At 69.3% G+C, this 26122-nt stretch carries 23 protein-coding genes, 2 pseudogenes and 1 riboswitch; of the genes and pseudogenes, 8 read left to right on the top strand and 17 right to left on the bottom strand.

The window, feature by feature from the left end:
• Positions 1–5436 (bottom strand): amino acid adenylation domain-containing protein (locus AB4Z09_RS24645; RefSeq protein WP_442240886.1); only part of this gene is annotated, 5436 nt, incomplete at its 3' end.
• 430 nt (positions 5437–5866) lie between these two features.
• On the opposite strand from AB4Z09_RS24645, the gene AB4Z09_RS24650 reads away from it, so the two are divergent.
• A complete protein-coding gene (locus AB4Z09_RS24650) occupies positions 5867–6580 on the top strand; it encodes an ANTAR domain-containing protein (protein WP_442240887.1) in 714 nt (237 codons plus the stop codon).
• A 31-nt stretch (positions 6581–6611) separates the two neighbouring features.
• Here the strand turns inward: AB4Z09_RS24650 and AB4Z09_RS24655 are convergent, their stop codons facing one another.
• From AB4Z09_RS24655 to AB4Z09_RS24700, 10 genes and pseudogenes are all read right to left on the bottom strand, one after another.
• Positions 6612–7334 carry a dienelactone hydrolase family protein gene (locus AB4Z09_RS24655; protein WP_442240888.1) on the bottom strand — a complete coding sequence of 241 codons (723 nt, stop codon included), beginning with the start codon at positions 7332–7334 and terminating at the stop codon, positions 6612–6614.
• Positions 7331–8752 (bottom strand): adenylosuccinate lyase, encoded by a 1422-nt coding sequence (gene purB, locus AB4Z09_RS24660; protein WP_442240889.1) that lies wholly within the window; start codon positions 8750–8752, stop codon positions 7331–7333. Before purB ends, AB4Z09_RS24655 begins: the two co-directional genes overlap by 4 nt.
• Positions 8753–8788: 36 nt before the next feature.
• Positions 8789–9400: a TetR/AcrR family transcriptional regulator gene (locus AB4Z09_RS24665; protein WP_114720602.1), complete on the bottom strand. Its 612-nt coding sequence runs from the start codon at positions 9398–9400 to the stop codon at positions 8789–8791.
• Between the two features lie 106 nt (positions 9401–9506).
• Entirely contained in the window at positions 9507–10670 is a 1164-nt protein-coding gene (locus tag AB4Z09_RS24670) for a pyridoxal phosphate-dependent aminotransferase (RefSeq protein ID WP_114720599.1), read from the bottom strand.
• Between the two features lie 239 nt (positions 10671–10909).
• Positions 10910–12148 (bottom strand): annotated as a pseudogene (gene purD, locus AB4Z09_RS24675) (phosphoribosylamine--glycine ligase); the annotation flags it as partial.
• Positions 12149–12199: 51 nt separating this feature from the next.
• Positions 12200–13066 (bottom strand): ectoine hydroxylase, encoded by an 867-nt coding sequence (gene thpD, locus AB4Z09_RS24680; protein WP_174908250.1) that lies wholly within the window; start codon positions 13064–13066, stop codon positions 12200–12202.
• Positions 13067–13196: 130 nt separating this feature from the next.
• On the bottom strand, positions 13197–13439 hold the full coding sequence (locus tag AB4Z09_RS24685) for a DUF2630 family protein (protein ID WP_174908248.1): 243 nt from the start codon (positions 13437–13439) through the stop codon (positions 13197–13199).
• A 168-nt stretch (positions 13440–13607) separates the two neighbouring features.
• Positions 13608–13958 (bottom strand): annotated as a pseudogene (locus tag AB4Z09_RS24690) (glycosyltransferase); the annotation flags it as partial.
• A gap of 108 nt (positions 13959–14066) precedes the next feature.
• Positions 14067–14666 (bottom strand): histidine phosphatase family protein, encoded by a 600-nt coding sequence (locus AB4Z09_RS24695; RefSeq protein WP_442240890.1) that lies wholly within the window; start codon positions 14664–14666, stop codon positions 14067–14069.
• Between the two features lie 214 nt (positions 14667–14880).
• Complete coding sequence (locus tag AB4Z09_RS24700; protein WP_174908246.1) at positions 14881–15540, bottom strand: YdcF family protein; 660 nt, start codon at positions 15538–15540, stop codon at positions 14881–14883.
• 184 nt (positions 15541–15724) lie between these two features.
• Here AB4Z09_RS24700 and AB4Z09_RS24705 point away from each other — a divergent pair, with 184 nt between their 5' ends.
• Entirely contained in the window at positions 15725–16150 is a 426-nt protein-coding gene (locus tag AB4Z09_RS24705) for an HIT family protein (RefSeq protein ID WP_114720580.1), read from the top strand.
• Between the two features lie 4 nt (positions 16151–16154).
• Here the strand turns inward: AB4Z09_RS24705 and AB4Z09_RS24710 are convergent, their stop codons facing one another.
• Both AB4Z09_RS24710 and AB4Z09_RS24715 read right to left on the bottom strand, forming a co-directional pair.
• The gene (locus tag AB4Z09_RS24710) at positions 16155–17549 is read right to left on the bottom strand and encodes a sensor histidine kinase (RefSeq protein ID WP_442240891.1); all 1395 of its coding nucleotides are present in this window, start codon (positions 17547–17549) and stop codon (positions 16155–16157) included.
• 8 nt (positions 17550–17557) lie between these two features.
• Entirely contained in the window at positions 17558–18250 is a 693-nt protein-coding gene (locus AB4Z09_RS24715) for a response regulator transcription factor (protein ID WP_174914442.1), read from the bottom strand.
• Positions 18251–18396: 146 nt separating this feature from the next.
• Positions 18397–18457: riboswitch (guanidine-III (ykkC-III) riboswitch) on the top strand.
• A 15-nt stretch (positions 18458–18472) separates the two neighbouring features.
• On the opposite strand from AB4Z09_RS24715, the gene AB4Z09_RS24720 reads away from it, so the two are divergent.
• Positions 18473–18787 carry a DMT family transporter gene (locus AB4Z09_RS24720; RefSeq protein ID WP_174908243.1) on the top strand — a complete coding sequence of 105 codons (315 nt, stop codon included), beginning with the start codon at positions 18473–18475 and terminating at the stop codon, positions 18785–18787.
• 71 nt (positions 18788–18858) lie between these two features.
• Positions 18859–19695, top strand: coding sequence for an ABC transporter (locus tag AB4Z09_RS24725; protein WP_174908241.1), 837 nt, complete (start codon positions 18859–18861; stop codon positions 19693–19695).
• Here AB4Z09_RS24725 and AB4Z09_RS24730 read toward each other — a convergent pair.
• On the bottom strand, positions 19675–20388 hold the full coding sequence (locus AB4Z09_RS24730) for a dienelactone hydrolase family protein (protein WP_174908239.1): 714 nt from the start codon (positions 20386–20388) through the stop codon (positions 19675–19677). The two genes, AB4Z09_RS24725 and AB4Z09_RS24730, sit on opposite strands and share 21 nt — an antisense overlap.
• Before the next feature lie 239 nt (positions 20389–20627).
• On the opposite strand from AB4Z09_RS24730, the gene AB4Z09_RS24735 reads away from it, so the two are divergent.
• Positions 20628–20759 carry a hypothetical protein gene (locus AB4Z09_RS24735; protein ID WP_302675474.1) on the top strand — a complete coding sequence of 44 codons (132 nt, stop codon included), beginning with the start codon at positions 20628–20630 and terminating at the stop codon, positions 20757–20759.
• 22 nt (positions 20760–20781) lie between these two features.
• On the opposite strand, the gene AB4Z09_RS24740 is transcribed toward AB4Z09_RS24735, so the two are convergent.
• A complete protein-coding gene (locus AB4Z09_RS24740; RefSeq protein WP_174914441.1) occupies positions 20782–21384 on the bottom strand; it encodes a helix-turn-helix domain-containing protein in 603 nt (200 codons plus the stop codon).
• Positions 21385–21490: 106 nt separating this feature from the next.
• On the opposite strand from AB4Z09_RS24740, the gene AB4Z09_RS24745 reads away from it, so the two are divergent.
• On the top strand, positions 21491–22456 hold the full coding sequence (locus tag AB4Z09_RS24745) for an NAD(P)/FAD-dependent oxidoreductase (RefSeq protein ID WP_442240917.1): 966 nt from the start codon (positions 21491–21493) through the stop codon (positions 22454–22456).
• Positions 22453–23082 (top strand): class I SAM-dependent methyltransferase, encoded by a 630-nt coding sequence (locus tag AB4Z09_RS24750; RefSeq protein ID WP_442240892.1) that lies wholly within the window; start codon positions 22453–22455, stop codon positions 23080–23082. The genes AB4Z09_RS24745 and AB4Z09_RS24750 overlap by 4 nt, the downstream gene beginning before the upstream one ends.
• Before the next feature lie 56 nt (positions 23083–23138).
• Here the strand turns inward: AB4Z09_RS24750 and AB4Z09_RS24755 are convergent, their stop codons facing one another.
• Positions 23139–24317 (bottom strand): LLM class flavin-dependent oxidoreductase, encoded by a 1179-nt coding sequence (locus AB4Z09_RS24755; RefSeq protein WP_442240893.1) that lies wholly within the window; start codon positions 24315–24317, stop codon positions 23139–23141.
• Positions 24318–24643: 326 nt separating this feature from the next.
• Between AB4Z09_RS24755 and AB4Z09_RS24760 the strand changes: the two genes are divergently transcribed.
• Positions 24644–25483, top strand: coding sequence for a sulfurtransferase (locus tag AB4Z09_RS24760; protein WP_442240894.1), 840 nt, complete (start codon positions 24644–24646; stop codon positions 25481–25483).
• 6 nt (positions 25484–25489) lie between these two features.
• Here AB4Z09_RS24760 and AB4Z09_RS24765 read toward each other — a convergent pair whose 3' ends face one another.
• Positions 25490–25627, bottom strand: coding sequence for a hypothetical protein (locus AB4Z09_RS24765; protein WP_442240895.1), 138 nt, complete (start codon positions 25625–25627; stop codon positions 25490–25492).
• Positions 25628–26122: the final 495 nt, after the last annotated feature.

Below are 26122 nucleotides of genomic sequence, written 5' to 3' on the forward strand. Positions count from 1 at the left end.
CCACCCCCGACCCCCACACACCACCGCAACCGCACCCGGATCCCGAACCACCCACGCCGACAACAACTCCACCAACACCCGCCCCGACACCCCCGACCCACCCGACACCGGCACCAACTCCCCACACTCAGCCCGGGAAAGCAGATCGATGTCCGCGACGCGAATCGAGGGCGAGGAAACGACTTCCTCGGCAATGCGGACGAATCGGTCCGCTAGGCGCTGCACGGTGTCCGAGTCGAAGATGTCGGCAGCGAAGCCGAAGGAAGCCGACATCCCGAGGGGAGCGCCGGCGCCGGTGTCGAATTTCTCGGCGAGGCTCAGATGTAGGTCGTAACGGGCGACATCGAGATCGATGTCGACAGGCTCGACCGTCAGCCCCGGCAAGTCCAGGCGTGGCGACTCGGCGTTCCGAAACTCCAGCATCACTTGGAAGAGCGGGGAGTACGCCGTCGACCGCACGGGATCGATGGCCTCCACGACCTGCTCGAACGGCATCTGCGCGTGGGCGAAGGCGCCGAGATCGCGCTCCCTCACCCGATCGAGCAGGTCGGCGAACGTGGACTCGGGCTCCACCGGCGTCCGCAGCACGACGGTGTTGACGAACATGCCCACCACGTCGTCGAGTGCAGCCTCGCCTCGCCCCGCTGTCGGCGTACCCACCGCAATGTCCGTGCTCCCGCTCACCCTGCTCAGCAGCACGGCCAGCGTCGCGTGCATGACCATGAATACTGTCGAATGATGTTCGTGAGCAAGGGATTGCAGTCGCTCGTGCAGATCCGAACCGATCTCGAAATGAACCTCCTTCCCTTGCATCGATCGCTGCGCCGGTCGTGGTCGGTCCGTCGGCAGTTCGACGGTCGCAGGCATCCCTGACAACGCCGACCGCCAGTACGCCAACTCGCGTGCGATCGGCGAATCGGGCTCGGACTCGCTGCCGAGCATGCGGCGCTGCCACAGGGCGTAGTCCGCGTAGTGCACTGCCGGTGGCGCCCAGTCGGGTGCCCGCCCGTGCAGGCGGGCGGTGTATGCGACCGTCAGGTCCCGGGCGAGCGGCGCCATCGACGAACCGTCTGCCGCGATGTGGTGCACCACGATCATCAGCACGTGCTGCTGCGGACCGTTCCAGAACAGTGCCGTTCGGATGGGTGTCTCGTCGGTGACGTCGAATCCGGCGGAGGCACCCCGCACGAGGTGCGCCCGCAGGTCTGCCGCGCCGGACACGGACATCGGCGTGAGGTCGGGATGCACCTGTTCCGTCGGGACCACCACCTGGCGGGGACCGTCCGTGGAGTCGGGGTAGACGGTCCGGAGCGTGGCATGCCGATCCACGATGTCAGCAAGCGCCAACCGCAGGGCACCGGTGTCCAGATCGCCCGAGAACCGGAGCGCGATGGGAATGTTGTAGGCAGGCGACGACGTATCCAGTTGGTTGACGACCCACATTCGGTGCTGCGCCGGGGAGGTCGGAACACTGTCGGGCCGAGTGCCCGTGGTCAGTGCCGGTCGGGCCGACGATCGATCGTCGATGCCGTCGATGCCATCGATCCGGGCCGCGAGCGCGGCAATGGTGGGCGCCTCGAACAGGTCGCGGATATCGATGTTCCGATCCAGCGCCGAGTTGATCCGCGTGACCACCTTGGTCGCGACGAGGGAGTTTCCGCCGAGATCGAAGAAGTTTGCATCGACACCGAGGTGGTCGACCGCGAGGAGCTCGGCGAAGACGACTGCGGTTGTCTCCTCGGTCGGCGTGCGTGGCGGCCGGGACTCGGTGGGCCTCGTCCCGAAGTCCGGTGCGGGTAGTGCGGTGCGATCGAGCTTGCCGACCGGGGTCAGCGGAATCTCGTCGATCATTGTGATCGCCGCGGGCACCATGTAGCCCGGTACCACCACACGAACCTGGGCCTTCAGGTCGGCGGGGTCGGGGACGTGCTCGGCGGCGGGAAGCACGTAGGACACCAGGACCGGGTCGCCGGTCGGGCCGGCACGACTGAGTGTCGCCGCGAATCTCACATGGGGGTGAGCCGTCAGCGCCGCATCCACCTCGCCGGGCTCGATCCTGAAGCCACGAATCTTGACCTGGGAGTCGGTCCGGCCCAGGTACTCGAGCGTCAGGTCCCCCTCCCGATCGCGCAGCCACCTCACCACATCCCCGGTGCGGTAGAGGCGTTGTCCCCGTGCACCGAACGGATCGGCGACGAATCGAGCGGCCGACTGACCGGCCTGATTCCGATACCCACGTGCCAGGCCCGGACCGGCCAGGTACAGCTCCCCCGCCACACCGACCGGCACCGGCCGCAGCCGCCCGTCGAGCACCAACTCCTCGAAACCCCGGATCGGGCCGCCGAGTGTCACCGGCTCTTCCGCCGACCCGATCACTCCGAGATTCGCCATGATTGTCGACTCCGTCGGGCCGTAGGCGTCGAACATCGCGCGCCCCGGCGCCCACCGCGCTACCAACTCCGGGGAACACGCCTCACCCCCCACCACGAGACACCGCAAGCAGCCGTGACCCGTGGGATCGACCGACGACAACGCCGACGGTGTCAGGATCGCATGGGTCACGCGGCAACGATCGAGCAGCGCCGCCAGGTCGTCGCCGCCGTACACCGTCGGTGGTGCGATCGTCAGGCACCCGCCCGCCGCGAACGCCCACACCAGCTCGAACACCGACGCGTCGAAACTCGGGGATGCGAAGTGCAGGACCCGCGCACCGGGCCCCGTCGCGAAACGGTCGCGTTGTTCGGCCGCCAGGTCCGCCAAACCCCGATGCGGCACCACCACGCCCTTCGGGACCCCCGTCGACCCGGATGTGTAGATCACGTATGCCGGATGGTCGGGTGTCAGTGCCGAGACCCGTTCGCCGTCGGTCACCGCCGTCGAGGGAGTCCCCGCCACCTCCGCCTCGACCGCTTCGTCGTCGAGCACCAGCCACGGCACGGTCGGTGGCAGGTCTCTCGACACGTCCTCCGTCGTCAGCCCCAGGACGGCGCCCGAATCGGTGAGCATGTACTCGAGCCGAGCCGACGGATACCCCGGATCCAGCGGAACGAAGGCCGCACCGGTCTTTGTGACGGCCCACACCGCCAGGACCGACTCGAGCGACCGCGGCAGTCCCACCGCCACGACCTTCTCCGGCCCCACGTCATGACCGATCAGCCAGCGCGCCAGACGGTTCGACCGGCTGTCGAGCTCGCCGTACGTCCAGCTCCGGTCGCCGTATACAACCGCGACCGCATTCGGGTCCGCGCCCACCGATGCCGCGAACAGCCCCGGCAAAGTCAACGCGGGCAACGCCGCTGCCCCGGACACCGGCATCAACTGCTCACGCTCCTCGGGGGCAAGCACATCGACGTCGCCGACCGGAGCCGACGAATCTGCCGCCGCATACTCGAGAATCCGCACCAGCCGATCCGCGAATGCCTGCGTTGTCGCCGAGTCGAACAGATCGGTGGCAAACACGAGGTCGACCGACAGTCCCGACGGTCGGCCGGAGTCGGTGAAGCTTTCACCTACGGTCATCTGCAGATCGCAGCGTTCGGGACAACAGTTCTCGGGTGCCGTGACGGACACGTCGGCGACCGCGGTCGGCTCGGCACGAGTGGGGCCGAGGACAACCTGGACGAGCGGCGGGCAGGGCGTCGTGCGGTCCGGGGCGAGCGCCTCGACCAACCGGTCGAACGACACCCTCGTATGCGCGAATGCGCCGAGTTGACAATGCTTCACCCGCTCCAACAGGTCCGCAAACGAGAGTCCCGGATCCACGTGGGTCCGCAACACCACGCCATCGACCAACGCGTCCGCCCCGTCGTCGAGCGCGGCGTCGGCCTGTCGGGCAATCGGCGCACCCACCGCGATGTCGTCGGAGCCGCTCACCCGGGCCAGCAGTGCGGCCAGCCCCGCATGCATCGTCATGAACATCGACGAGTCGTACTCGCGAGCGCGCTGCTGCAGCTTGCGATGCAGCTCCGCGCCGAGCGTGAACTGCAGGCTTCCGAAGTCCAGGGACCGCTGTTTCGGTCGCCGCCGATCTGTCGGCAGCCCGAGCAGTACCGGCAACCCCGCCAGCGTCCGTCGCCAATAGTCCAGGTCCCGGGCCGCCTCCAGCCGGCGCTCGCCTTCCCTGGCACTGTCAGGGTGGATCGTCGCTATCAGCGACTCCGGACCGGCCGCGACGAAGTCCTCGACCACGCCGACGAACCGCTCGTGATGGAGCCTCAGCTCGTCGATGCGGTATCGCAGCGGATTTCCGCGGAACTCGACGAACGTCTTTGCGGGTGTGCCGCTTTGGTAGACATTGATCAGCAGGTCCGCGATCGGACCGGAGGTGAGCACATGAAATTCACCCGTCACCGAACCGAAATCGAGCTCCTGACGGAAGAGCATCACGTTGACCATCGGCGCGGCGGTCCGGTGGGCCTCGGCACCGACGCTCACCTCTCGCGCAATCTCGGCGAGGTTGCCGCGCTGGTGTCGCAACGCGCCCATCAGTTCCAGACTCACCCGCTCGACCAGATCGCCCACGGTGTCGCCGGGACCGACCCGAATCCGGAGCGGAACGACGTTGACGAACATCCCACCCGAACTGCGTAACACCGCAGTGGTCCGCCCGGAGACCGGGACATCCACGCGAACCTCCTCCCGGCCCGTCATCCGTGAGAGGTAGCAGGCGAACGCCGCGATGATCACCGCAGCGGACGTTCTGCTCGCCCGACCCTCGGAGTCCTCGAGCCGGGTGGCCGTGTCCTCGTCGAGTGATGTGGCCACCAGCATGTCGCGGGCCACCGCAGTGCCGTCTCGGTCGGCCAGACTCACGGGTTCCGCCAGCCCCTGGAACCGCTCGATCCAGTACGCACGGTCCGCCTCGAACCGACTCGAGGCACGGTACCGACAGTCGAGTTCGTACAACGTTCGCAGATCGGCAGCTCTGCTGGGTTCCGGGTCCCGGCCCGACGCCGCAGCCGAGTACAGAGCCGCGATGCGGTTGACCAACGTCATCGCGGCATACCCATCCAACGCGACATGGTGAGCACGGCTGTACCACAGGTACTGCGCATCGCCGACCTGCAATATGGTCGACACCCCCAGGGGGTCGTGCATCGGGTCCACCGGACTCGACCGGTCCTCGCGCATCCACCCATCCGCGGCCGCCACCGGATCACTCTCTCCACGAAAATCAATGAACCCCAACGAGTTATCCAAGGACGGATCAACAACTTGCCTGGGCTCCCCGTCGACCTCGACCAGCCGGAGGAAGGCGCCCTGAGTCTCACGTCCCGCGGTCACGGCCGCCCATCGGAACAGGTCGAGATCGAGGTCGCCGTGGAACTCCACGTACTGAGCGATGCAGTACGGAAGGTGCGGGGCCAGTCGCTGCGCGAGCCAGACCTCGTACTGCGCCGACGACAGCGGAAAGGGTTTCAGGGCAGAAACTTCCATGGGAGATGTCCCGAATCCGGTTGACGTCGACTCCGCCTGTTCGTCCATCAGAGTGCAATCTGGTCGTGTCGTCGCGACCTGGCTGTCGCGGGTGGAATAACCGGCCCGTGAACAAGCGGGCGCAGTGGCGCGTCACGCACCACGTCCCGAGGGACGAACCGCCGACGCGCGGTGACGCCGACCTGCTCGGCGAGTGCCCGATATCGGAGCAGCGGTGGAGTCTTCTCGCCCGAACGTGCCGACCGTGCCACCGGGTCCGGGGTGGCGAATTGACGCCTGTGACGTCTCGGGCCACTTGGTGGCCGCTCACCCATCCTGCCAGAGCCACTCGACACGCGCCAACCGCTCGAAGTGCTCCGTGCCGACAACGCCAGACGTGGCTAGCCTGGAACCGACTGCGGCGACGAGCGGCCAGAAAGACCGGAAACTCATGAGTGAACAACGACTGGTCCATGTGTTCGAGGAACTGGCGGACGCCCTCGTACCCGGCTTCGACACCACCGATTTTCTACGCACTCTGACCGACCGAACCGTGGCACTGGTCGCGATCGACGCTGCCGGCATCCTGCTGACCGATGAACGCGGGCACCTCGCTTCGGTGGCGTCCACCACCGAGCCGGCGCACACCCTCGAACAGTTGGAGGTGGCGGACGCACGTGGCCCCTGCTACGACTGTTTCACCACGGGGCGCCCCCTCGTCAACCTCGGCCGCGACGCGACCTCGGCGCGCTGGCCACGGTTTCAGCACCTGTCCGGAGAGGTCGGCTTCGGGGCCGTCCATGCCGTTCCGTTGCAGCTGGGAAACCAGGTGATCGGGTCGCTCAACATGTTCTGTGTCGCCACCGGCAGCCTCCCAGCGGAGGACGTCGACACGAGCCGGGCGCTGGCGCGGATCGCCACCATCGGGCTGCTGCACAATCGCACCGCGCGCAACGCGCAGGCAGAGGCCGCACAACTGCGGCAGGCGCTGACCAGCCGAATCATTATCGAGCAAGCCAAGGGGATGCTCGCCGAAGGTGCCGGATGCACCCCGGCGGTGGCATTCGACGCGCTCCGCCGTTACGCCCGCACCCATGGCCGACCGCTCCACGACATTGCCGCTGAAGTCGTCGACGGCACCCTGACTCCGCCGACTTCCGGCTGATCCGCCTGGCGCGGTGCAGACGTCCCGACCGCTACCGGGCCATCGATGCGGAAGCGAAGGCGAGCACCTGCGGCCAGGAGATGTCCCACGCGACCTTGTTCACCGGATCGTCTTGGCGCGCACGGGCACTGAAGCCGTGCGCGGCACCCGGATACGCGTGCACGATCGTCGCGCCGCTGTCGCGGGACTGCAGCGCCGACTGCAAGGCCCCGAAAGTTCCGGTCGACAGGATCGTGTCGGCGCCGGCGTGCAGCACCATGACCGGTGCGGCGATCGCCGGAGCCAGCGCCACTGTGTCGAGCGCGTGGTTCGCCGCGGCCGGATCCCAGATCGACGGATGGTAGGCAACGACATTCGCGAGTTCACGGTCACGCGCGCCGAGCAGCAGCGAGAACCGGCCGCCCAGACACCAGCCGATGACTCCGACGCGCCGTGCGCCCAGCTCACCTCGGGCGTAGTCGAGCAGAGCGCCCATCTCCGACAGGCATTCCTCGTCGTCGAGCTGCCCCATGAGCTCGAAGAGGCGCTCCTTCGGGGTGTCGTCCAGGCTCGGTCCGTGCCAGGGATCCCACACCAGTGCGGTGATCCCCGCCGCGGCGATGTCGGCGGCGTAATCGCGCACCTGCGCATCGACGCCGTTGATCATCGGCAGCAGCAGCATGACGGTATCGCTGCCGCCGTCGGGCTGCGCGAGGTGCGCGGTGAGGTCACCGACCGTGACGGTCCGTGACCTCACCGTGGAACCCGTTGTCACAGAATGGCGCCCGGCGCGTAGCGCGCAGCATCCGGGTTGGCGTCGACCAGCTTCTGCACCTCGGCGACCACGGAGTCGACCTGCGCGCCGGCGGCACCGATGAACGCGGACTTGTCGGCGAGGGCCTCGTCGAGCGCGGCGCGGTCGAGCGGCAGCCGGTCGTCGGCGGCCAGACGATCCAGCAGATCCGGCTCCTTGCCCTGCTCGCGCATCGCGAGCGCGACGGCGACGGCGTGCTCCTTGATGACCTCGTGCGCGGTCTCGCGTCCGACACCGGCGCGGACCGCGGCCATGAGGACCTTGGTGGTCGCCAGGAACGGCAGGTAGCGGGTGAGCTCCTTCTCGATGACGGCCGGGTACGCACCGAACTCGGCGAGCACCGTCAGGAAGGTCTCCATCTGGCCGTCGATCGCGAAGAACGCGTCCGGCAGCGCGACACGGCGGACGACGGAGCAGAACACGTCGCCCTCGTTCCACTGCGCACCCGCCAGCTCGGACGCCATCGACGCGTAGCCGCGCAGGACCACCTGCAGGCCGTTGACCCGCTCGCACGAGCGGGTGTTCATCTTGTGCGGCATCGCGGACGAGCCCACCTGGCCGGGCTGGAAGCCCTCGGTGACCAGCTCGTGGCCGGCCATCAGGCGAATGGTGTGCGCGAACGACGACGACGCGGCACCCACCTGGACCAGCGCGGACAGCACGTCGTGGTCCAGCGAGCGCGGGTACACCTGGCCGACGCTGGTGAACACGTGCGCGAAGCCGAGGTGCTCGGCGACCTTCTTCTCGAGCTGCTCGAGCTTGGCGGCGTCGCCGTCGAGCAGGTCCAGCATGTCCTGCGCGGTGCCCATCGGGCCCTTGATGCCGCGCAGCGGGTAGCGGTCGATGAGCTCACGCAGCCGGGTGAGACCCACCAGCAGCTCGTCGGCGGCCGACGCGAAACGCTTGCCCAGCGTGGTGGCCTGCGCGGCGACATTGTGGGAGCGTCCGGCCATCACGAAACCGGTGTACTCGGCGGCCCGCTCGCCCAGGCGGGCGGCGATCGCGACACCGTGGTTGTACACGTGCTCGAGCGACCGGAGCACCTGCAGCTGCTCGACGTTCTCGGTGAGGTCGCGGCTGGTCATGCCCTTGTGCACGTGCTCGTGGCCGGCGAGGGCGTTGAACTCCTCGATGCGGGCCTTCACATCGTGGCGGGTGACGCGCTCACGGTCGGCGATGGAGTCCAGGTCGACGCTCTCGAGCACCCGCTCGTAGTCGGCGAGCGCCTCGGCGGGAAGGTCGATCCCCAGCTCGGCCTGCGCCCGCAGCACCGCCAACCACAGCTGACGCTCGAGCACGATCTTGTACTCCGGCGACCACAGCGCCTTCAGCTCGGGGCTGGCGTAACGGTTGGCAAGGACATTCGGGATGCGGCTCACGAGATCCCAGTTTACGGCGAGACCCCAAGCCCCTCGTCAGTGCGTGCTCGGAGGAGCGAACTCGTCGATCAGGTCGAGCAGCATCGCGCGCGCCATCCCCCGCGGATCGGGGTCCACCTCGCTGAGCGCGCCCACGACCACCCCGTCCACCACAGCGACCAGGCGACGCAGCTGCGGCTCGCGCACGACTCGGCCGGACCGGCGCAGCACCTCGGCGAGCAGGTCGTCGGTTTGCGCCCGCAGCCGCAGCTGCACGTCCCGCAGCTCGGGATGTCGCGCCGACGCCACGAACCGTTCGTACCGTGCGATCAGCCGTTCCCGGGCACCGTCGCCGACCTCGTCGGGACCGATCAGTAGGTCGACGATCAGATCGACCGTCGCCTCGACGCCGCGCCGCCGCTGCGTGACGTCGTCGATGCGTTCGCGCATCGCGTCCAGTTCCCGGTTGCCGTTGTGTTCGACGGCGAGGGCCACCAGCTCGTCGAGCGAGCCGAAGTAGTAGGTGGTGGACGCGAGCGGCAGACCCGCACGGGAGGCCACCGCACGGTGCCGGACCGCGTCGAAGCCGCCCTCGAGGAGCAGGTCGGCCGCGGCGGTGACGAGCGCCTGACGGCGCCTCTCACCCTTCGGGGTCGCCGCGGACGTCATCCCTCCATCGTGCCAGCCACGGCGACACGCCCGAGTGAATTCGACCAAACAGCGCAGGCAGTGACCCTTCTCGACCTTTCTCGACCTTTCTCGCCCTGTCTCGGTCCTACTTCGGCGCGGGCAGCCATCGCTCGAGCCGGGCCAGCGCGTCCCGGATCTCCGCGGTGGAACCCGCGAACGACAACCGCACCGTGTGGTCGCCGTGCACGGTGTCGAAGTCGATGCCCGGCGCCAGCGCGAGACCCGTGTCTGCCAGCAGCCGCGCGCACCACGACGTCGAGTCGTCGGTGAGGTGCGCGATGTCCGCGTACACGTAGAACGCACCATCGGCGGGCGCCAGCTCGGTGAGCCCCAGCTCGGGTAGCCCGGTCAGCAGCAGCTCCCGGTTCACCGCATACCGCTGCACGTGACCGTCGAGCTCGGCACGCGCCTCGTCGGTGAACGCCGCGACGGCCGCGTACTGCGAGATCGCCGGCGGGCACACCGTCATGTTCGACGCGAGCCGCTGCAGTGGACGGCGCAGGCTCTCGGGCACCAGCATCCAACCCAGACGCCAGCCCGTCATCGAGAAATACTTCGACACCGACCCGATCACCACGGCCTGCCGCGACGTCTCCCACGCCGATGCCGTGACCTGCGCTCCGAACCCAATCCCGTGATAGATCTCGTCGGAGATCAGCAGCGTGTCGTGCTCCTCGCACCAGCGGGCCAGCGCGGCCAACTCGGCAGGGTCGATGACGGTGCCGGTGGGGTTCGCGGGGCTCGCGACGATCAGCCCGGCGGGCGGGGTGTCCATCTGCTCGAGCATCGCGACGGTCGGCTGGAACCGGGTCTCGGGTCCGCAGTCGATCTCGATCACGTTGCAGCCCAACGCTGTCAGCGTGTTGCGGTACGCGGGGTAGCCGGGCCGGGCGACGACGACGGTGTCACCGGCGTCGAACGCCGCGAGGAACAGCAGCGTGAACGCACCCGACGAACCGGTGGTGACCACGACGTCGTCGGCGTCGACGGAGATCCCGGACCGGCTGCTGTGGTATCCCGCGATGGCCTCGCGCAGCGGCTCGATGCCGAACGTCTCGGTGTACCCGAGCAGGTGGTTGTCCAGCGATTCCCGCGCGGCGCGCAGTACCGGCTGCGGGGCCGGCGTCGACGGCTGACCGGCCGCGAGCGTGAGCACATCGCCGTGCGTGCGCTGCCGCTCGGTGGCGGCCTTCCACACGTCCATGACGTGGAAGGCGGGGATGGACGATCGCTGGGATTCGGTACGCACATCTTCGACGCTAGCAACGGCCCGAACTTGTGCAACGAGGTACCGGAATTCGACGTCGCGAGGTCAGTCGTCGAGCAGGACGCGGCGGCTCGCGGCGATCGGACTGTGCGCGGTGAGGCCGCCGGGGTTCCCCCGTACATCTTCCGAGACCAGGGCTGCTGATCGGATGGGTGAACAGGCCCCGCCGCGCACCGGCGGAGGCCCCGCTGCCGCGCCGGAAACAGTCGTGGGGCGGGCGCCCCCTCGACGGCGGCGAGGCCGATGTCGGTGCGGAAGTGGCCGCCGGGCAGCTTGACCTCGGACAGGCGTGCGTACGCATCCTCCCGGGCCTCGGTCAGATCGGCGCCGACGCCGACGACGCTCAGGACGCGCCCACCGGCGGAGACGATCGCGCCGTCCTCACGGGCGGCGGTACCGGCGTGCAGGACGCGCTCGGCGTCGGACCCGGTGATGACGTCACCGGTGCGCGGGGTGGCCGGGTAGTTCTCGGCGGCCAGGACGACGGTGACCGCGGAGCCGTCGCGCCACTGCAGCGGCGGGACCGACGCGAGGGTGCCGGTCGCGGCGGCGTTCAGCACCTCGCCGAGCGGCGACTCGAGCAGCGCCAGCACGGCCTGGGTCTCAGGGTCGCCGAAGCGGCAGTTGAACTCGACGACGGCCGGGCCGTTCTTGCCCATGGCCAGACCCGCGTACAGCAGGCCGGTGAACGGGCAACCACGCTTCGCCATCTCCACCGCGACCGGCTTGACGACGTCGTCGACGATCTGGGTGACGGCCTCGGCGGGCAGCCACGGCAGCGGCGTGTAGGCGCCCATGCCGCCGGTGTTGGGGCCGGTGTCACCGTCGCCGACGCGCTTGTGGTCCTGCGCGGGCAGCAGCGGGACCACGGTCTCGCCGTCGACCAGGCAGAACAGGGACACCTCGGGGCCGTCGAGGAACGACTCGAGCAGCACGGGGTGCCCGATCTCGAGGCACTCGGCGGCGTGGTCGCGCGCGGCGCTGCGGTCGGTGGTGACGACGACGCCCTTGCCGGCGGCCAGTCCGTCGTCCTTGACGACCCAGTTGGGGCCGAAGCGATCGAGGGCGGCGTCGAGATCGGCCGGGGTGTCGACGACCTCGCTGTGCGCGGTGCGGACACCGGCGGCGGCCATGACGTCCTTGGCGAACGCCTTGGAGCCCTCGATGCGGGCGGCCTCGGCGGACGGGCCGAAGCAAGCGATCCCCGCGGCGCGGACGGCGTCGGCGACACCGAGCACCAGCGGCACCTCGGGGCCGATGACGACCAGGTCGGCGGCCTGCGACTTCGCGAGCTCGACGACGGCGTCACCGGACGCGACGTCGACCCCATGTGTCTCGGCGATGCGGGCGATGCCGGCATTGCCGGGGGCACACATCAGCTTGTCGACGCCCGGGTCACGGGCGAGGGCCAACAGGAGGGCATGTTCACGGGCTCCGGAGCCGATCACGAGTACGCGCACGGGTCTCAGACTACGGGCCGGACGCCGACGCCTCGACCACCCCCACCCTCGTCAGCGGGGGCGCTTCGCCAGGAACGAGGGCCGCGGTGCCGAACCCGAGTAGGGCGCCTGCACGACGTTCTCGACGCTGTTGAACACGACGAACACGTTGGCCCGCGGCATCGGCGAGATGTTCCCACCGGACGCGTGCAGGGCGTTGCAGTCGAACATCGTCATCGAACCGGCGCCGCCGGTCAGCACCTCGATGCCGTGCCGCTGCCACATGTCGGTGATGACGCGCTCCGACGGCACCCCGATCCTGGGCGTCGTGGTCACGAGCGACTCGCGATAGAAGTCGTCCGGTGTGGCCCCCGAGCACTGCACGAAGGACCGCTGGGTGCCGGGCATGATCATCAGCGGGCCGTTGTACTCGGTGTTTCCGGTGAGCGCGATCGAGGCGCTCACCGCGCGCGGACGGGGCATGCCGTCCTCCGCGTGCCAGGTCTCGAAATCCGAGTGCCAGTAGAACGCGCCGCCCTGGAATCCCGGCTTGTAGTTGAGCCGGCTCTGGTGGACGTAGACGTCCGAGCCGAGAACGTCGCGCGCGATGTCGTACGCGCCGGACAACTCGACGACCCGACGAACGGCATCGCTGAGTTCGAGAATGTCGAAGATCGAGCGCACCGCATCGGAGCCGTCCTCGCGGACGATGCGTTCGTCATCCCGCAACGTCGAATCGTGCTGGATCCGGTCGATCTCCGCGAGGCAGGCCCCGACGTCCGCGTCGCCGATCACGTTCTCCCGTTGCAGATATCCGCGTCGGTCGAAATCCGCATACTCCGCGGTGATGGGATCGCCCCAGAACACCGGATCCGGGCGGCCGATCACCTGCGGCTCATCCGAAACCCGGGTCGTGTACACGTCTTCCACCAAAGTCATATGGCAATCACCACCAAGCAGTTCGATTCTTCGTTCCGTACCGGCAGGCACACCGCCGCGCACTGCGAATGCGCACCGGAAATCCTGGTGCGCAGCCGCTTTCATCGATCGGACAATCCCGACCGGCCGATTACTGACGGTAGGACTCGACCTCGTCGACCGGTCGCGGAGCGACCCGCGCTGCATCCTCGCCGAATTCGACCTTGGCACGGCGCTGCCGGAGCAGGTCCCAGCACTGGTCGAGCCGCTGCTCGAGGAATGTCAGGCGGGCACTCTCCTCGTCCGAGAGCCCTTGCCTCTCGGCCCGTGAGCGCAATTCCCTTTCCTCACGGACGAGTTCGTCGATGCTCTCGATGATGTCGTGCTCGGACATGGTGTGCCTCCCACCTCAGGGTAAACCGGATCGGCAGCGCTGTCCGGTTACCGCGTCAGGTCGTAGATCGTGATCCCGTCGACGGTGGTCGCGGTGAAGTTCGCCTGCACCCATTCGGAGATCTGCGACGCCGTGCCCACGCCGTCGCGACCGCCGCCCATACCGTCCCGTGGACAGGTCCACATCCATGTAGACGAGGACGCGGGCGTCGGAGCCGCTCCACACGGTGCGCAGCGCGCGACCGCGGCCCTTCTCGGCGAGGTGCACCACCCGGACGTCGCCGAACTCGTCGGCGAGTGTCCGCGCGATCTCCAGGGTGCGGTCGGTGCTGGCGTTGTCCGCGATCGTGATTCGCGCGGTGAAGGGCACCTCGGTGGACAGGTAGGCGCGCAGGCGCCGCACGCATCCCTCGAGTGACTGCTGCTCGTTGTACACCGGCTCCACTACGTCGAGGGCCGGCGCAGTCGTCACCGCCTCGGGCCGCTGCACGTCAACCGAGGGCTGGGGTTCGGTCGTCATGGAGCCCAGGTTGGCGCTCGCGCCTGCGGCCCGGCGGGAGCCCAGCTGTGAGGTACCTGCCAATCGGACCCCGGCAGCGACGGCGGGCGGTCGTGCCGGGGACGGCCGTCAGTGGTGCAGCAGGTCCCGCACGTGTCCGGTTTCGTTGACCGAGGCCACACGTCGATTGCCGTTGCGCGAAACGAGCACCCGCGTGATCGACGTGTAGTCCAGCGGAAAGGTCAACGGCCGAGGCAGCCCGAGAACCTGCTGCAGGAAGACGTTCGTCACGCCACCGTGCGCGACGACGGCCACGGTGTCCTCGTGCCGCGAGCCCGCCACCACCCGCTCGATCGCACCGACCACCCGGCCCCGGAAGGCGTCCTCGTCGACGAACTCGGGCAGCAGACCGCCGCGGATCCGCTCGAACACCTCCGGAGCCCTGTCCCGCGCCTCGTGGATCGGGATGTAGTGGTCCATCTGGGAGTCGTACTCGGCCAGTTCCTCGTCGACCTCGGGTGTCAGCCCCGTCGCCTCGACGATCGGCGCGGCAGTCTCCCGTGCCCGACGTTGCGGACTCGTGACGATCCGTGCGATGTSGTACTCGGCAAGTGCCTGCGGCAGGCGGCCCGCCTGCCGATGTCCGAGCTCGGCGAGCCCGGGATCAGCAGGCCCCTCCGCAACCGTGATGCGTTCCGGCAGAGCATGTCTCACGATGAGCAGCTGCATGTTTCACCCTTCCGGACGGTCGATGACAGTTTTGTCGCGAGCATCCGGAGCCTGCCGAGCACGCGCCGACGGCGCCATAAAGCGATCCTCTTCCATCCTCACCACCGAGCCGACCGATCGATCGCTCGGTGCACATAGTGGCTCAGCGCGTGATGGGTGTCAACATTTCACGGAAGCCTGCGCGAAGCGGCCACGAACCTCCGGGGAACTCCGCCTACGGTGCGACGACGCCCGCGATCGGAATGCGGCCGGCCACCGCGACCCGGAAGTCGACCATGGCCCGCTGCAAGTGGTCGGGGCTGGTCACGACCACCGCGCCGACCGCCCCGCGCTGCTGCAGGATCACGTTGGTGTTGGCCGCGTTCTCGACGGTGGAGCGGGATGTGTTCTCCTCCGTGATCCGGAACGGCACGACCCCGTTCGCGACGAGCCACTGACGCATCGCCTGCGCCTCGGTGACACCCGACTGCGGCACGCCGCCGCTGACGATGATCGGCGCGAGCGGATACTGTTGCGCCAGTTGGAGGGCCGCCCGCAGACGGGATTCGAGCACCGGCCGCATAGTGCCGTCCGGGAACAGTCCGGCGCCGAGCACGACGATGTTCGTGGTGAACGGATTGATCGCCAGCATCACCGGGACCTGCGTGGTCAGCGTCTCGAGCCGGGTGCAGCTGACAATGAGGTCCCGGACCGGCGTCTGGCATCCGCCGACGACGGAGAGCGCACCGTTGACGAGCGTGGTGGGCGACACCGCATTGACGATGCCGAGCGAGGACTCGGCACCGGCCTGGCCGGGCAGCGCGAGTCCGGCGGCGGCCGCCGCGATGACGGCCGAAACGAGGATCCGGCGGGGGCGTAACGAACGGACGGACATGACGCTCCTTGGCGTAACGGTCCCCCGACCGAGATGTGAAAGACGGATTACAGTGTGACCCACGCAATGCGCTCGCACATCACGAACCGTGATTTTCCCCGGGTCGCCGGCGGGCACGCCCGGGTGCGCGGCCGCGATCGCGGTCCGAGTACCGGAGGCCACGGCCGGGACCTATCCTCGCCATATGCCTTCTGTGTTCAGCGCCATCATCGCCGGAGATCTGCCGGGTCGTTTCGTGTGGGAGGACGAGGACGTGGTCGCGTTCCTGACCATCGCGCCCGTCACCCAGGGCCACACCCTCGTCGTCCCCCGCAAGGAGGTCGACCAGTGGCAGGACGTCGACGACGAATTGTTCACCAAGTGCACCACCGTCTCCCGCACGATCGCGAAGGCGGTCCGCAAGGCGTTCGACGCGCCCCGCGCCGGCTTCCTGATCGCGGGCCTCGAGGTTCCGCACCTGCACATGCACGTCTTTCCCGCGTACACCATGGGGAACTTCGACATCAGTGGCGCCGACACCGACCCGTCGCCCGAGTCCATGGACGAGGCCGCCACCAAGATCAAGGCCGCGCTGCGCGACCTCGGCCACGCCGAGAACGTCCCGGCCTGACCGGTCAGCCTCTCGGCAGCCGCACCCGGAAGGTCGCACCCTTCCCGGGTGCGCTGTCGACGGTGACCGTGCCGTCGTGCGCGGCGACGATGGCCGCGACGATCGACAGCCCCAGTCCGCTGCCGCCGCTCGCCCGAGTCCGGGACTCGTCGGCGCGGTAGAACCGCTCGAACACCCGGGCCGCGTCCTCGTCACCGAGGCCGGGTCCGGTGTCGGACACCTCGAGGACCGCGTCGGTGCCGTCGGTGCCGACGCGCACCGTCACCGACGCCGCGCCGGGGGTGTGCTCGAGCGCGTTTCCCATCAGATTGCCGAGCACCTGCCGCAGTCGGGCGTCGTCGCCCATCACCTGGGCGGGTTCCGAACCGGGCAAGACCTCCAACGTGATCCGCCGCCGGGGCGCGAGCGCGCGCGCGTCGTGGACGGCGTCGGCCGCGACCGTCAGCAGGTCCACCGGATGCCGCTCGAACGGTCGCTGCGCATCCATCCGCGCCAGCATCAACAGATCCTCGACCAGCAGACCCATCCGGGTGGCCTGGCTCTCGATCCGGCTCAGAACCATCTCGGCATCCGTCGACGCGCCCTGACGGTACAACTCGGCGAAGCCCCGGATCGTGGCCAGCGGCGTGCGCAGTTCGTGGCTGGCGTCGGCGACGAACCTCCGCATCCGTTCCTCGGACCGACGCGCCGATTCCTCCGATGCCTCCGTCGCGGCGAACGCCGACTGGATCTGCGCGAGCATCCCGTTGAGCGCCGAAGACAGCCGACCCACCTCGGTGCTCTGGTCCCGCTCCGGCACCCGTCGGTGCAGATCGCCCGCGGCGATATCGGCCGCCGTCTCCTCCACCTCCTGCAGCGGTCGCAGGCTGCGACGCACCACGAAGTACCCCGCGAATCCGAGTACCGCCAGAACCACGATGCCGATTCCGAGTTGCAGCACCACCAACCGGTCCACGGTCTCGTCGATGTCGGTGAGCTTGATCGCCACCGTCGTCGTCCCGGAGGGGGTGGTGACCGTCATCTCCCGCCACCGGATGTCGCCACCACCGGCGGATCCGACGGTCACCGGTCCGGGGTCGGCGACGAGTTGTGGTGTCGCGTTGGTGCTCTCGTCGTTCACTTCGAGGTGGACCGTGCCGTCCGGGGCGGTGACGCGGACGTAGAACGGGCTGGGCGGCCGATTCGGTCCTGGCTCGGCGACTGGTGGACCGGGGCGCGAGTCCCGCGGCTTCGCCCACCCGTGCGCCGCGTCGAACAACTGCCGGTCCGTGCGGGCGATCAGCGAACTCTCCATCGCGGAGGTCACCGCGACACCGGAGGCGAGCAGCCCGGCCGCGGCCAACAGCAGCAGCGCCGCGACCAGGGTGATCCGCAGCGGTAACGCGCGCAGGCGCCTCATCCGTCCGCCTACCGAGGTTCGCGCATCACGTAGCCGACGCCGCGCAGGGTGTGGATCAGGCGCGGCTCGGTGGTGTCGACCTTGCGGCGCAGGTACGAGACGTAGGACTCCACCACGCCCACCTCGCCGCCGAAGTCGTAGTTCCAGACGTGGTCGAGGATCCGTGGCTTGCTCAGCACCGTGCCCGCATTGACCATGAAGTAGCGCAGCAGCGTGAACTCGGTGGGCGACAACGAGACCTGGTCGCCCGCCTTCCACACCTCGTGGGTGTCGTCGTCGAGTTCGATGTCCGCGAACCGGACCCGGGCGGGCTGCTTGTCCTGGTCGCCGTGACCGGAGCGCCGCAGGATCACCCGCAGCCGGGCCACGACCTCCTCCAGACTGAACGGCTTGGTGACGTAGTCGTCGGCGCCGATCGTCAATCCGGTGACCTTGTCCTCGACGGCGTCCCGGGCGGTCAGGAACAGCACCGGCGCGTCGATGCCGTCCGCCCGCAGGCGGCGCAGCATCCCGAACCCGTCCATGCCGGGCATCATGACGTCGAGGATCAGCGCGTCGGGTCGGAAGATGCGCGCCTTGTCGAGGCCCTCGGCCCCGTTGGACGCGGTCTCCACCTCGAACCCCTGGAAGCGGAGGCTGACGGACAGCAGTTCGACGAGCGACGGCTCGTCGTCGACGATCAGCACCCGGACCTGCGACATCTCACTCACAGCTCCAGACTCCCCCACATGTCTGGTCGCATGCTGGACGTTCCCTGCGAGATTCCTGTGAATGCCCGGCGAGCGCCTGAACGGGTGGTGAGAGCGGCCACCGAACTCGGAATCGGTGCGCGAATTCGGTACCTTGGTACCGGTCAGACGACACCCGGACGAGCACACCGTACCCGGCCAGCGACAAGACGGTGTTTGGAGAGTTGAAACACCATGGCCTGGATCGTTCTCGTAATTTCCGGCGTTCTCGAAGCCGTGTGGGCGACCGCCCTCGGCAAGTCCGCAGGCTTCACCCGCCTCGCCCCCTCGATCGTGTTCGCCGTCGGCATCGCGCTCAGCATGGCCGGACTCGCCTACGCGATGCGCACCCTGCCCACCGGTACCGCGTATGCGGTCTGGGTGGGCATCGGCGCATCCCTGACCGTCGCCTACGCGATGCTCAGCGGGGACGAGAGCGCCTCGTTCGTCAAGGTCCTGCTGATCCTCGGCATCGTCGGCTGCGTCGTCGGCCTGAAGGTCCTGCACTGACCGCCCGACGGACCCGCGCCCCGCGTACCGAACACCCCGTTTGACTGTGTGGCGGGGGTTACAGTAATCGGATGAACCTGGTGTCAGCGATCACGTTCCCGGTCCGTGCCGGCCTCGCCATCACGGACGCGGCGCTCGAGGTCGCCGAGACGGCGCTGGCCACGACCCGGCTGGCGCTGTCCAGCACCACCGTCACCAGCGTCAGCGCGGCAACACTCGCCAATCCTCGCGGACCGCTGCAGCTGGTGCAGCAGTTGGCGGCGTTGGCCTCCGACGACCGCCCTCTGGGCCAGGCACTGCATCCCGGCGGTCCGCTCGATCGACTGCTGGCGCCGGGCGGGGTCGTCGACCGGCTCACGTCCGACGGCGGCACCCTCGAGCGGCTGTTCGAGCCCGGCGGAGCGCTCGATCGCGTGCTGGCACCGGGTGGTCCGCTCGACCGCGTGACGTCGGAGGACGGCCCGCTCGACCGCGTGCTGTCCGAGGACGGCCCGCTCGAACGCCTGCTCGCACCGGGCGGTCTGCTCGACCGGCTCACCGCCGAGGACGGCCCGCTCGAGCGGCTCACCGCGCAGGACGGCGCGGTCGAACGGCTCACGAAGAAGGACGGGATCGTCGACCGCGCGCTGGCCGAGGACGGCATCCTCGAGACGCTGCTCGCGGAGGACGGCGCCTTCGAGCGACTCATCGCGGAGGGCGGTCCGCTCGACCAGATCGTCGCGCTGTCGGAGACACTCACGGCGCTGGCCCCGAACCTGCAGCGGATGAGCGCGAGCATCGATCTGCTCCAGGAGACCGTGGGGGTGCTCAGTGCCGCGGTCGGACCGCTCGGCGACCTCGCCGGACGCCTGCCCGGACGTTGGCTCAAGGGCGGCCGCGGACCCGACCTAACCCTCGGACCCGCCTGACAGGTGCGCGTCGAAGAACGCGAACACCCGACGCCACGCGTCCTCGGCCGTCTCGTGGTCGTACCCCATCCCGGCGATCCGCGCGAGCGTGTTCGCCCGACCCGAGACGATGCGGTTGGCGAAGCTGTGTCCCACCCCGGAATACGTTTCGACATCGTGCGCGACGCCCAAGCCGGTGAGGGCCGCGTCGAGTCTGCGTCCGGCACCGTGCAGGATCGGGTCCCGTGCGCCGTAGCTTCCGACGATCGGGCACGTCCCGCCGAGGGCCTCCTCGAGGTGCCGAGGCAGCGGCCCGTAGAACGGCGCGGAGGCCGCAAACCCCTTGGGCGCGAGCACGAGTGCGAACCCACCGCCCATGCAGAACCCGACCGCGCCGACCTGTCCCGTGCAGTCGGGTCGGGCGGCGAGCAGGTCCCGCGCGGCGAGCAGGTCGTCCACCGCGCGCCCCTGCCGCCGGATCAACTCGCGGAAGACCCGGGTGACACATCGGGTTCGACCCCCACGGGAATACAGGTCGGGGGCGAGCGCGAGGTATCCGCGCGCGGCGACACGGGCAGTGATCTCGCGGACGTCGCGGCCGACCCCGAGCGCGTCGTGGACGACCACCACGCCGGGCCACGGTCCGTCGTGCCCGGGTGTCTCGAGCACCGCGTCGATCGGACCGTCCGGTGTGGGCAGCGAAACCGTGGACATCCTCCGAGACTAGGGTCCTCGGTCCCGGATACACGGTGGATTCGTAACGATTCGACCGCCGCTGCCGCCATTTCATTCCGGTTGCGTAACCACTTCGCCGAGGCCCTCCCGCGGGGTCGTTCCGTCGCTAGCCTGGCCTTGGCGCAGTTGCTCCACCTCGGATGCGGCGCCGCCGGTCATACCGGTGCGAAATGCACCGGACGGCATTGGAAGTACCTGGAAAGGCACGGAAGCAGTCGATGAACCTCATCTCGAACTCTCGCCAGACCACCGCGAGCGGTATCAGCACCGGATCCATCAGCACCGAAGAGATCAAGTCACGCATCGCGGCAATGTTCGGAGACGCCCCCGCCGGCCATCAGGACAAGTAGTCCCGGCCCCTTCCCAATTCGATCACTCCCCCGTTTCGTCCCGCGCCGGACGCGCCCGGATGTGCGCGCGTTCGCCCTGGCGCCCGAAGAGCCCCAGGAACTCCACGGGGTTCGTGTCGGCGGCCCCGAACCAGTGCGGGACGCGCGTGTCGAACTCGGCCGCCTCGCCCGGGAGCATCACGATGTCCTGGTCGCCGAGCACCAGTCGCAGTTTCCCGTTGAGGACGTACAGCCACTCGTAGCCCTCGTGCACCCGCGGATCCGGTTCCTGCCGGCCGGTGACGCCCGGCATGACGTGCTTGTACGCCTGGATTCCGCCCGGTCGCCGGGTGAGCGGCACGATGGTCTTGTCCCCCCGGGTGACCGGACGCATGTGGATCCGCGGGTCACCGGTCGGTGGTGCGCCGACGAGCTCGTCGAGCGGCACCCCGTACGCCCTGGCCAGCGGCAACAGCAGTTCCAGGTTCGGCTTGCGCTGACCCGATTCGAGCCGCGACAGCGTGCTCACCGAGATCCCGGTGTCCGCGGACAGATCCGCCAGCGTCACCGCCCGCTGCTGCCGTAGATCCCGCAACCGCGGGCCCACCGCCCCGAGAATCCGGTCCATGTCCTCGACGTCGTCCATGCCCTCCAGACTGCCCGGAAGTTGCCACTTCGGCAATAAAGCTTGCTCGATCCGGCCGAGGGTCGGCATGGTGGTGGCACCAAGGGAGGTATCGATGAGCGAACAGATGTCGGACGGATACGACGTAGTAGTGGTCGGGGGCGGCGCGGCCGGGCTCGAGGGGGCGTTGATGCTGGCTCGGTCCCGCCGGAGCGTGCTGGTGATCGACGCGGGCGATCCGCGCAACGCGCCGGCGGAGGGGGTGCACGGTTTCCTGACCCGGGACGGCGTCCCGCCCGCCGAGCTGGCGAGGATCGGCCGGGAAGAGGTCCGCGGCTACGGCGGGCACATCGTGGACGGCACCGTCGCGGACATCCGCCGCGACGGGTCCCGGTTCACCGTGGCGCTCGCCGACGGCCGGACCGTGCAGGCGCGACGCGTACTGGTGACGACCGGGCTGGTCGACGAGCTGCCGGACGTCCCGGGCCTGCGGGAACTGTGGGGGCACCACGTGCTGCACTGCCCGTACTGCCACGGGTGGGAGATCGCCGATCAGCCGGTGGGCGTGCTGGCGACCGGACCGATGTCCGTGCACCAGGCGCTGATGTTCCGGCAGTGGAGCGACGACGTCGTCCTGTTCCAGCACACCGGCCCCGAGCCGACGGCCGACGAGCACGAGCAGCTCGCGGCGCGCGGCATCAGCGTCGTGCCCGGACACGTGCAGTCGCTGGTGACCGACGACGGACGCCTCACCGGGGTCCGTCTCGACGACGGCACCGTCGTCGACCGTCGGGCGCTGGTCGTGGCGCCGCGGTTCGTGGCACGCGTCGACGCGCTCACCTCGCTGGGCCTCGAGACCGAGGTCGAGCCGATGAGTGGTGGCCAGTTCGTGCCGGGCGACTGGTCGGGACTGACGAAGGTGCCCGGGGTCTGGGTCGCGGGCAACGTCGCCGACGCCAAGCTGCAGGTGCTCGGGGCCGCGGCGGGCGCCGCGATCGCCGCCGTCGCCATCAACAACGATCTGATCGCCGAGGACACACAGATTGCCGTCGCGGAACGTCGCGCACGCGAATCGAAGGGAGTGGACGCATGACCGTGYAGTTCGACGAGGATTTCTGGAACGAGCGCTACCGATCGAGCCACCGTGTGTGGAGCGGAAGCCCGAACGGCGGTCTGGTGAACGAGGTTTCGGACCTCGATCCCGGAACGGCACTCGACGTCGGCTGCGGCGAGGGCGCCGACGCGATCTGGCTCGCCGGCCGCGGATGGCAGGTGAAGGCCCTGGACCTGTCCATCGTCGCGGTCGAGCGCGCCGCCGAGCACGCAGCGAGCTCCGGCGACGACATCGCCGGCCGGATCACCTGGCAGCAGGCCGACCTGCTCGAATGGGATCCGGGCACCGACCGGTACGACCTCGTGACGTCGCAGTACGTGCACCTGCCCAGCGGTCCGCGCGAGGCGCTGTACGACCGCCTCGCCGACTTCGTCGCGCCGGGCGGCACCCTGCTGATCGTGGGACATCACCCGTCGGATCTGGATACCCACCTGCAGCGTCCACGCCACGCCGATCTGTACTTCACGCCGGAAGACGTTGTGTCCCGGCTCGATCCGAAGGAATGGAAGATCGTCACCGCGGCCGCGACGTCGCGCACCGTCGAGCACGACGGCCACGAGGTCACCATCCACGACAGCGTCGTCCGCGCGCAGCGCCTTCGCTGACGCCGGCCTGGCCCTGGCCGGAGCACCGGGCCGCCGCCTGTGCTCCGGCCTCGGCCCTACGACGCCGACACCCCCGCCAGCCGCCGCACCGTGGACGGGACAGCGGTGGCGGCGGGGTGTGTCCACAGTCCCTTGCGTTCGAGGAGCGGGAGCACGCCCTCCCCGAACCAGTACGCCTCCTCGAGGTGCGGCGCACCCGAGAGCACGAACTCGTCGATCCCGGCGGCGCGGTACTCCTCGATGAGGGCGGCGACCTCGGCGTGGCTGCCGACCAGGGCCGTCCCGGCACCGCCGCGGACCAGGCCGACACCGCTCCACAGGTTGGGGTAGATCTCGAGGGAGCGGGCGTCTCCGTCTCCGAAGGTGGCCCCGCCGTGCAACTCCCGCATCAGGCGCTGACCCTCGGACTCACTGGCCGCCATCCCGGCCTGCGCCCGGGCGACGTCGGCCGGGTCCATGTCGTCCAGCAGCAGCTGCGCCTGCGCCCAGGCCTGCGCCGAGGTGTCGCGGCTGATCACGTGCAGGCGCACACCGAGCCGGAGGGTGCGGCCGCGCTCCGCCGCGGCGGCCCGGACGCGGGCGATCTTCGCCGCGACCGCGGCCGGCGGCTCGCCCCACGTCAGGTACACGTCGGAGTGCGCACCCGCCACCGGCAGCGCCGCCGCCGAGGAGCCACCGAAGTACACCTGCGGCGCCGGATCGGGCAGTTGCTCGAGCTCGGCTCCCTCGACCCGAATATGGTTGCCGTGGAAGTCGACTCGCTCGCCGCGCCACAGGCGCCGGACCACCGACAGGAACTCGTCGGTGCGGCGGTAGCGATCGTCCTTGTCGAGGAAGTCACCGAAGGCCCGCTGCTCGGCGCTCTCGCCGCCAGTGACGATGTTGACCAGCAGGCGTCCCTGCGAATGCTGCTGATAGGTCGTCGCCATCTGCGCGGCGAGGGTCGGTGAGAGCGCATCGGGGCGGAACGCGACCAGGAACTTGAGCCGCTCGGTGGTCGCAACGAGCATTGCGGTGGTGACCCAGGCATCCACGCACTGCAGGCCCGTCGGGGTCAACGCCGCCTCGAAGCCGAGTTGTTCGGCCGAACGCACGATCTGGCCGAGATACTCCAACGTCGCGGGCCGGTCGCCGGCCGACGAGCGCAGATCTGCGCCGTGGCCACCGCCGACGATCTTGCGGCTGTCGCCTGAGGTGGGCAGGAACCAATGGAACGACAAGGACGTAGCGGACATGACGAGATACCTTCGTGTGTCGGGATGACGCGGGAGCCGAATGCCCCGATCACCTCGGCGATCGGGAAGGATCAGCTACGACAGCGCAGGGCGCCGACTCGGCACAGGTCCACATACAACCGCCAGCTGTGCCAGACCGTGCGCAGCGCAGGAGGCTGCAGTCCACTGGTCGGCATCATCTCGTCACTCCTTGCAGTGCGGGCACGGGTACCGTGCAGAGTACCCGCGATCCCACCGTTGACGACCCCCGCAGAGTTGGCCGGACAGCGTTAATCATCCACCCCGGCAGGGCAATCCATCCGGCAGCACCTCAGACAGGACCCAGCATGACGTTGATCTCCGCACCGGACCTCGCCGCCCGACTGGCCTCGGGCGCAGTCACACGGGTCCTCGACGTCCGATGGTCGCTGCCCGAGCCCGACGGCCGCGCCGCCCACGCGGCCGGGCACGTCCCGGGCGCGGTCTACGTCGACCTCGAGCGAGAACTCAGTGACCATGCCGTCGCCGATCGGGGCCGCCATCCCCTGCCCTCCGCGGACGACCTGCAGGCGGCCCTGCGCCGGTGGGGCGTGGACGACGGCGACACGGTCGTCGTCTACGACGACTGGAACGCCGCCGGATCGTCGCGGGCGTGGTGGGTGCTGCGCGCCGCCGGGCTCGGCGATGTCCGGATCCTCGACGGCGGGTGGTCGGCGTGGCGGGAGGCGTCGGGTCGGGTGGAAACCGGGGAGGTGACACCGCCCGCCGGAACGATATCGCTCGCGCGTCGGGACCTGTATGCGGGCACCCTCACCGAGAGCGAGGCCGCGGCCCTCGCACGCTCGGGCCGGCTGCTGGATGCGCGTGCGCCCGAACGCTTCCGGGGCGAGGTCGAACCCGTCGATCCCGTGGCGGGGCACATCCCCGGGGCCCGCAACGTCCCGTCGACCTGGGTGCTGGCGGCCGACGGGCGGTTCAAGTCGAGCGAGGAACTGCGCGCGCTGTTCGCCGAGCACGGCCTGGACGGAACGAGGCCGGCCGGCGCCTACTGCGGTTCCGGGGTGACCGCCGCAGTCGTCCTCGCCGCGGCCGAGACGGCCGGACTCGACGTCACCCTGTTTCCCGGGTCGTGGTCGCAGTGGTCGGCGAACCCGGACAATCCGATCGAACGCGGTCCGGCGACGTAACTCCTGCTACCCGTCCGCCGGCGCGGTGCGGGCCGCCGTCACCATCGATACGAGGTTCTTCTCGAAATCGACTGCGCCGAGCGGCAACCGGCGTCGACCGGCCAGGTCCTGTGCACGCGGGGACAGCATCGTGGTGCTCAGCATCAGCACCGAACGGGGACCGGGGCGCGCTGTACGGCATCGACGTCACGCCGCCCGCCGGCACCACCCCCGGCAGCGTCGACATCGCCTTCGCCGCGCAGATGGGCCCGGGCAGCGGATCGAGCCCGGGCCTGTCCCCGGACGGGTCGATCTACGTGCTCACCGGCGACCGGAAAGGGCCGCCGCAACGTCGCTTTCGCGACCGACACCACCGAGGGCATTCTCGCGATCGCCCCCGACGGACGCATGTTCGCCACCCTCGGCGTCATGACCACGACGTCACTCGCCCCGGTCGCACGTACGTCGATCCGTACCTGCCCGAAGGGCTGGAGGTCATCAAGCCGACCGGTGGCCTGAACGGATTCGTCCCCGTTCGGTGACGCCCGGTCGGGCGGGCCGCGCCGCGCGCATGTCGGTGCGCGGCGCGGCCCGGAAAAGCCCCTGCCTACGGGCCGAATACAGGTAGTGGAACAGGTAGTTCTGACGTGGCCCCGGATC

It is taken from the genome of Rhodococcus sp. TAF43 (assembly GCF_052113525.1).
In the GTDB taxonomy this organism is placed as follows: Bacteria; Actinomycetota; Actinomycetes; order Mycobacteriales; family Mycobacteriaceae; genus Prescottella.